This window comes from Desulfobacter curvatus DSM 3379, from assembly GCF_000373985.1.
Taxonomy (GTDB): domain Bacteria; phylum Desulfobacterota; class Desulfobacteria; order Desulfobacterales; family Desulfobacteraceae; genus Desulfobacter; species Desulfobacter curvatus.
This window is the reverse complement of record NZ_KB892932.1, coordinates 1-6939: the sequence shown is the minus strand read 5'-3', so window position 1 is coordinate 6939 and position 6939 is coordinate 1. Positions and strand designations below refer to the sequence as shown.

8 protein-coding genes are annotated in these 6939 nt (G+C 39.3%); 2 read left to right on the top strand and 6 right to left on the bottom strand.

Features of this window, described 5'->3' with window-relative positions; all coding sequences use genetic code 11:
* Positions 1-270: 270 nt before the first annotated feature.
* Positions 271-714, top strand: a complete 444-nt coding sequence (locus B147_RS0104145; RefSeq protein WP_020585982.1) for a MarR family winged helix-turn-helix transcriptional regulator — start codon at positions 271-273, stop codon at positions 712-714.
* Positions 715-731: 17 nt separating this feature from the next.
* Positions 732-2117: an MFS transporter gene (locus B147_RS0104140; protein WP_020585981.1), complete on the top strand. Its 1386-nt coding sequence runs from the start codon at positions 732-734 to the stop codon at positions 2115-2117.
* 288 nt (positions 2118-2405) lie between these two features.
* Here the strand turns inward: B147_RS0104140 and B147_RS29990 are convergent, their stop codons facing one another.
* The 6 genes from B147_RS29990 to B147_RS0104110 all read right to left on the bottom strand — a co-directional run bounded on the left by B147_RS29990 (position 2406) and on the right by B147_RS0104110 (position 6813).
* Positions 2406-3041, bottom strand: a complete 636-nt coding sequence (locus B147_RS29990; RefSeq protein WP_020585980.1) for a class I SAM-dependent methyltransferase — start codon at positions 3039-3041, stop codon at positions 2406-2408.
* A 613-nt stretch (positions 3042-3654) separates the two neighbouring features.
* Positions 3655-4344: a homing endonuclease associated repeat-containing protein gene (locus B147_RS32255; protein ID WP_020585979.1), complete on the bottom strand. Its 690-nt coding sequence runs from the start codon at positions 4342-4344 to the stop codon at positions 3655-3657.
* Between the two features lie 257 nt (positions 4345-4601).
* Complete coding sequence (locus B147_RS0104125) at positions 4602-5063, bottom strand: hypothetical protein (RefSeq protein ID WP_020585978.1); 462 nt, start codon at positions 5061-5063, stop codon at positions 4602-4604.
* Positions 5056-5394 carry a hypothetical protein gene (locus B147_RS0104120; protein WP_020585977.1) on the bottom strand — a complete coding sequence of 113 codons (339 nt, stop codon included), beginning with the start codon at positions 5392-5394 and terminating at the stop codon, positions 5056-5058. The genes B147_RS0104125 and B147_RS0104120 overlap by 8 nt, the downstream gene beginning before the upstream one ends.
* Positions 5384-6022, bottom strand: a complete 639-nt coding sequence (locus B147_RS0104115) for a nucleotidyltransferase domain-containing protein (RefSeq protein ID WP_020585976.1) — start codon at positions 6020-6022, stop codon at positions 5384-5386. Before B147_RS0104115 ends, B147_RS0104120 begins: the two co-directional genes overlap by 11 nt.
* 17 nt (positions 6023-6039) lie before the next feature.
* Positions 6040-6813 (bottom strand): hypothetical protein, encoded by a 774-nt coding sequence (locus B147_RS0104110; protein ID WP_020585975.1) that lies wholly within the window; start codon positions 6811-6813, stop codon positions 6040-6042.
* Between the last annotated feature and the right edge of the window lie 126 nt (positions 6814-6939).

The following is a 6939-nucleotide window of genomic DNA, read 5'->3' as shown; positions in this document are numbered from 1 at the left end:
GGGAACTGATTCATAAAATCAGCCGAACCGCCCTGGTACGAGATCCGTATGCCGGGTGGTGTGGGAGGGCTCCTCAGTGATGGGGAGTCCTATCCCGATTATACCTTTATGACATTTTTCTCTTTTTGTAAATAAAATGAAATTATTTTCAGTAGTTAGTATTTGAAATACATTCGAGCCTCTTTTTGCCACTTTGATGCAAATTAGTTGACTTCGCAACTTGATGGCGCTACATTGTTGCTAAGTCAACTAATATAGAAGGGAAAAAACATGCAACTACAAGGCAGAAAAACCCCAGCCCGTTTTATCACACTACTTTTCAGGATGTTTGCAGTCTATCTGAACAAAGAGATGCCTAAGTTAAAAATTGGTATTGGACAGTACATTTTTTTAGCAGAGCTTTTTAGTGCGGATGGCAGAAGTCAGGAAGACTTAACCCGATCAACATTTTTAAACAAAGCCAACACTGCAAGAGCGTTGAAAAAATTAGAAGATCTCGGGTATATCCGGCGGGTTTCCGATAGTAACGATCTACGTGTTAAACATGCATATCTGGAACCAGCCGCAAGAGAGATCGAAGACGAATTTTGGAATATTATCCTGAAATGGAGTGAAATTCTTAGTCGAGATTTATCTAAAAAACGGAAGGAGCAGTTGTTAACCGATCTCGAAAAGATGGCGGACAATGCCTTTACCTATTTGGAAAGATACTAAAATAATGGAGGAGACCGATGCAATCAAACAATACACAGCCATTAAAGACTTCGACCTTATGGGCAATATCTCTTTCTGTTTTCATGTTCCCTTTTATGATTTCTGCGGTCAATATTGCCCTGCCAGCGATTCAGGCCGATTTTTCAGTTGACGCTGTCTTATTAAGTTGGACTGCTACCGCTTATCTATTAGCCTCAGGGGTGGTCTTGGTGCCTGCCGGAAAACTGGGAGATATTTATGGACGAAAAAGGATTTTTACCATAGGTATTGCCATATTTACCGTTTTTACAGTGGGTACTGCTTTTGTACCGTCTATTTACTGGATTATTATTTTTCGCATATTACAGGGTGTGGGAGCAGCTATGTCAATGGCAACAAGCATGGCCATTATCTCTGATGTTTTTCCGGTAAAGGAAAGAGGAAAAGCAATGGGTGTTGTTGTGGCATGTGTTTATATCGGATATTCGTTTGGCCCTTTTGCCGGAGGATGGTTGACAAGTTTTCTGGGATGGAGAGGTGTGTTTCTCGTCAATGCGCCTTTCGGAATGTTAGCACTATATCTTTCCGTTGTAAAAATCAAAAAAGAATGGGCAAGTGCTGAAAATGAACGTTTTGATATTATTGGAAGTGTGCTGTATGGGGTTTCACTCGTCTGTCTTATGTTTGGTTTTACTTCCTTGCCTGCCGCATCAGGCATATGGCTGTTATGTCTTGGAATAGCAGGAGGGGCTGCATTTGTTTACTACGTAAGAAAAACTAGGTTTCCCGTTATTGATACTTCCCTTTTTTGCAGCAACCGCACGTTTACTTTCTCAAGTATTGCCGCTCTCATCAATTATTCAGCAACCTATGCTGTAGCGTTTCTTTTAAGTTTGTATTTGCAATATATAAAGGGGATGACACCGCAAGTGGCTGGGATTGTGCTTGTTTCACAACCATTGGTACAAGCCGTTTTTTCGCCTTTTGCAGGAAAATTTTCCGATAAGACAAATCCTGCAATAATTGCTTCATCAGGAATGGGGCTTACAGCATTGGGACTTTTGTTGCTGGTCTTTCTAAATGGCGAGACATCTTTACTTTACATAATTGTCAGTCTATTAGTTCTTGGTCTGGGATTTGCTTTGTTTTCATCTCCAAATATGAATGCCATTATGAGCAGTGTTGAAAAGAAGTTGTATGGCGTTGCTTCGGGAACTGTTGCTACAATGAGGCTTCTTGGACAGGTGATCAGTATGGCAATCGTAACATTTTTATTCTCGCTTATCATCGGAAATAAAGAGATAGCTCTTGAAAACTATGATGCGTTTCTTCGTTCGATAAATATTCTTTTTATTATTTATACAGTCAGCTGTTTGGTTGGTATTTATTTTTCGCTTACCAGAGGTACAATGAAAAGGGTATAATCGCGGTGCTGACCGGCGCTGTGCGCCGATCAAGCAAACGATAGTTTGATTGATCGGTGTGCAGTGACCGGTCCAGTACCTTGTTCAGGCGCCAGAGGCGACTGGACAAGGTACTGGACGAAGTCAGCACCGCGATTCACGGCGGCGGAGCCGCCGTGAACGCCAAGCTTAGCTGCCGCCGTACAATCTCCGCGAAGAGTCGCCAGGCTACACGGCGGTCAGCTACAGCGACTGGTTGGCCGACGAAAGACCCATATACTTCTCCGGTTTCCCCTCTGTGCTTTCAATTCATTTACGTCCCCGAAAAATGAATAAAGCAGTGCCTGACTCCGGTTTGACATCGATTTTTATTGTGTCAGTTTCAATGAATGACGATCTGAGCCTGTTCAGGATCATGCGGTCATGATGCGCTCCGAAGAATAATCCTGTAAGGAAATTGCTTAATTTGCCCATGAATGTTTGTGTATCAATGTAAAGATCGAATACAATAAAGTTGCCGCCGGGATCAAGAATCGCAAATATCCGCTCTATTGCTTTCTCCCAATCTGTGATTACACTCAGGCCGAGTATACATATTGCAATGTCAATGCGGTCTTTGCTTATACTTTCCCGGGTGCATCCGGTGATATCCTGTCTGATCAGTTTTACATTTTTTATACCCGCATCAGAAATCTTCCGTTCCGCATAACCAAGAAAATCAGGATTGATGTCGATACCGACTATTCGGGCATTTTGATATCGTTTTCCAAGCAGTATGCAGTTCGCTCCGGTGCCGCAACCGATATCAAGCACTATATTGTTGTCATTAATACACTGATCCAGTACCCGAACCAACTCCCTCTCCCGATAAACTTCGATCCAACCCGCCATTCTCTTCATATACCGGTCATAGAATCCGGGATGATTATAAATTTTCCATTTCATATGTATTATTCTCTTTATTCGGGAAAACCCGTTTACATAAGAGTTCCTGCAGAACTGTAAATATTCGGCTCGATTTTTTACTAGCATTTCAGCATGTTATAAAATCCATTTCGTGCTAAATACGAAAAAATATTTTTTTAGTATCAAAGGACACTCAAATAACTATTTAAATTCATTAGGTATTTTTAAATTGTATATTTTGAATTATGAGCTTAAGCTCTAATAAATTCTATGTAGTTTTATAACATACTGAAAATATTAATAAAAATAAATCAGAATACTTACGCAGAACTCACTGTTCATCCGGTAAAATCAAGGGTCAACATCCGGTTTTGCAGGAAGTCTGTTACAACTTCCCGACATCTTCCGTCTCCGTACTGATATCTGCTCCGTTTTTCGATGCCGTATTGCAGTATCCGCCACACTATACAGCGCATGAAGACTCAGGAAGTATACAGAGACTTTCCGCGTTGCCCCGGTGCTGCGCGCCAACGTGGAGTTGAGGGGCCAGGCTTTTTAAACCCCAAAACTTCCACTAAAAAGATAAATTTTCCTGACCCAGGCACTTCCGAAAGGCCGCGCAGTAAGCCTGGTCCCTCTCCAACGTTGGCCTTTATTGGTTAAAAGCATTTCCTTTTCCCAAATTGCATTGCTTACACTTGGTTTGTAAATTTTCTTCTATTGTTTCACCGCCTTTTGACCATGGAATGATGTGGTCAACGTGTAACTCAACGCCTCGCTCTTTTATTGGACTTGCGCCACAAGTCTGGCAAGTAAAACCATCTCTGGACAATATTCTAAAGCGCATTCTATCAGAAATGTTGCGAGTCGTTCTGCGTTTTTGAACAACCTCTGATACATCTTTCTGTAATTCTGGCTCATCGTAAATTTCTGAAATACCTTCATCTTCATTTATATATTCAACGAAAGCCTCCAATGCTCTACGCCAGCTACCAAAACGCTCACTGTAAGTTTGATATGTATATTTTGAAAGCGGCTTAATGAGGTCTCTTGTCACAGGCTGACGGCCCAAAGCTGTCCAAACCTGCTCTAAATTTAAGAATAAATCTTTGTCAGAAATATTCTTTTCTTCATTGATTTCAATTTGTGCATTTGCAAGGGCGTTATTCCATGACCCAAAACGTGCTGTCATAGTCGCTGACGAATAGATACCGATTTCATCATATGACCTGTATGTAAGCGGCATATTTTTTTTCTTTAAAAGATGATAACTCCTTCTTAAATCTTCCAACAAATCTTTTTCGTTTGTATTTCTGTGAAATTTTTCCAATTCAAATTTCATTTTTCATTATATTCCAATTCAATGCAATATATTGGGAGGCCAATCGCGGTGCTGACCGGCGCTGTGCGCCGATCAAGCAAACGATAGTTTGATTGATCGGTGTGCAGTGACCGGTCCAGTACCTTGTTCAGGCGCCAGAGGCGACTGGACAAGGTACTGGACGAAGTCAGCACCGCGATTCACGGCGGCGGAGCCGCCGTGAACGCTGCGCTTCAGAGGCGCGCGTTTTTTTTGCGTGTCCGACTGAAAGCGTCTTGTTAGATTGTCTTTATTATTTGATACTTCCATAATAAAATCGGTATAATAAATAGAAATAAGTATGGCAGCCAGAATATTATTCGCTTAAGTTTAAATAGATTCACAAGTTGTTTTAAAGTCGGCGTATCAACATCTGTTCCTATACTATCGGGAAATCGTGGCATTTCTTCATTGGCAATAAAATCATTAAGTGTAAGTTCAATCAGATATGATTTCTCAATATATTGGTCTTGTAGTCTTCTATATCCCGATTCTAACATCATAAATAATACTGCAAGCGCTGAAACTATAAGATATAGAAGTGGCGAGGATGAGTTGTATGTATATGCTATTAGGGCAGCCGATGTCGCTAAACAGACAGAACGTATTTTCCAGGCACTCTCCCCCATACCTTTGATGAGACCTTGGTATATTCCCCACGTTTTCAAGGCAATATCTTTGTTCTTATCATTGTTATTCATGGCGCAATTCTCTTAGAAAATGCTTTATATGATTTTCTAAAAAATTCTCAACATCACCACCGTGATCTCGATAATCCTTACTGAATAGCAGATGATCATTCTTCATTAATTCAGCCAAGACTGCAATTTCAGAAGTTTTATTTTCTAAGCGATTAATTTTCTGCCTTAGAATCATTTTATTTTTACAGGGCTCATTGAATATATCAACAGAAACTTCATCTAACATTTTATCGTACACTGCTTGTAGCTGCTTTCTTTTTGCTCCTTTAGAAAAATCCGATGGTTTCGCAATGGCTCTCTTTAAAATAGTGTGTGTTTCCTCACTGATCATTGCTCATTACCTTGATAAATTCATGATTATATTTCTTCCAAATTTTAGCCACAATTTTAAATGTTTCTAATTCCTTTATAGATGGAACCCTTGATCTTTCGAAGCAATTATTGCAGGTGATTAGGGTTTCTGCCTCGTTTGAGGTTAACCCACAGCCCCGCACAAGGGCGGTTGTTTTGTCGAATACAAAACAGCCCTTTTCTGCTAGCTTGAAAATGCCGATATTTTTTAATGCTTTGAATACGTTCGACAAATACGGCATAAATGAATGTTCAAATCCAGGATATTCATCTATGAATTGAAGAAGTTCACAATATTCATTTATAGAATTCTTATGGTCATACGTAACATTGAAATTATTTTTCAGCTTTACCCACAGATTATTATTACCATCTATCAATCTGCCTTCTTGAAATACATGGTGCAAAAATAATGAGCCTTGTTGATGTAACTCCATGAAAGTAAAAAAGTCATAGTCGATATACGAAATTGGAATATTTTTACCAACTTGTGCTGGTCTTTCGACAGAGCTACAGTGACCAACGCGCAATATATCAACATCGCTATCAGGGCCAGCGTCACCCCTTGCGAACGATCCAATTAATACAGTCAATTTCACTTTTGTCATTTCAAAATCTAACGACGCTAATCAGCCGAGCGGCTTTTTGCGTCGGCTGAATTAGCCTTGTTAGATTCAATTGATTTTATTCTTTGTTCTAAAATGTCTATCTTTAAATTTTCATCTGTCTTAAGGTTGATTGAATTGTCTTTGAGGTAATCAAAATAATCTGAAAAGAATTTTACTATCTGTTTGTTTTTTACTGATATTGTAGGGTTTTGAAAAGATGTAACGTATCCACCACCTAAACACACTTCTTCCTCATCTATTATCATAATTCCTATCGTTCTGATATTGTGAATTTTTATCTTATCTAAAAGATGAACAAAATATTTATCATTTTTGTATGCAAGCAGATCCTCTTTCATCCACTTGTATACATCAATATTGGTTGCATCTGAAAAAACTCTTCTAAAACTATTACCGGCTTTCACGAAATCACTCATGATTTCGTAGTACCGTCTATTTTCTCTTTTATTAGATGTTTGAGAATTAATGTGTACAACCTTAACAGATTTCGCCGCCTTAAATCTGTTAGCTAAATAATTGTCAAACTCCCCACCAGTATTGAAGGCTTGATATTCGAAATCAACATTTAGCTTATTACCCATGTTTTTGAAATTCTCTCTCATGAATAATATTTCAAGACACACAACTATTATAAAGAGAGGAATCAAATATTCTATGAGAACTTTTGCCTTTTCTGGGTATATTAATTGAGAGAAAAAGACTATTAAGGCAATAATAGCGATACCGATTATTGTATTCTCAGAATATATTTTCTTTAGCAAATTTACCATATCGATTTCCTCTTGGTCAGGTCTTTAAAATCTAATCGCGGTGCTGACCGGCGCTGTGCGCCGATCAAGCAAACGATAGTTTGATTGATCGGTGTGCAGTGACCGGTCCAGTACCTTGTTCAGGCG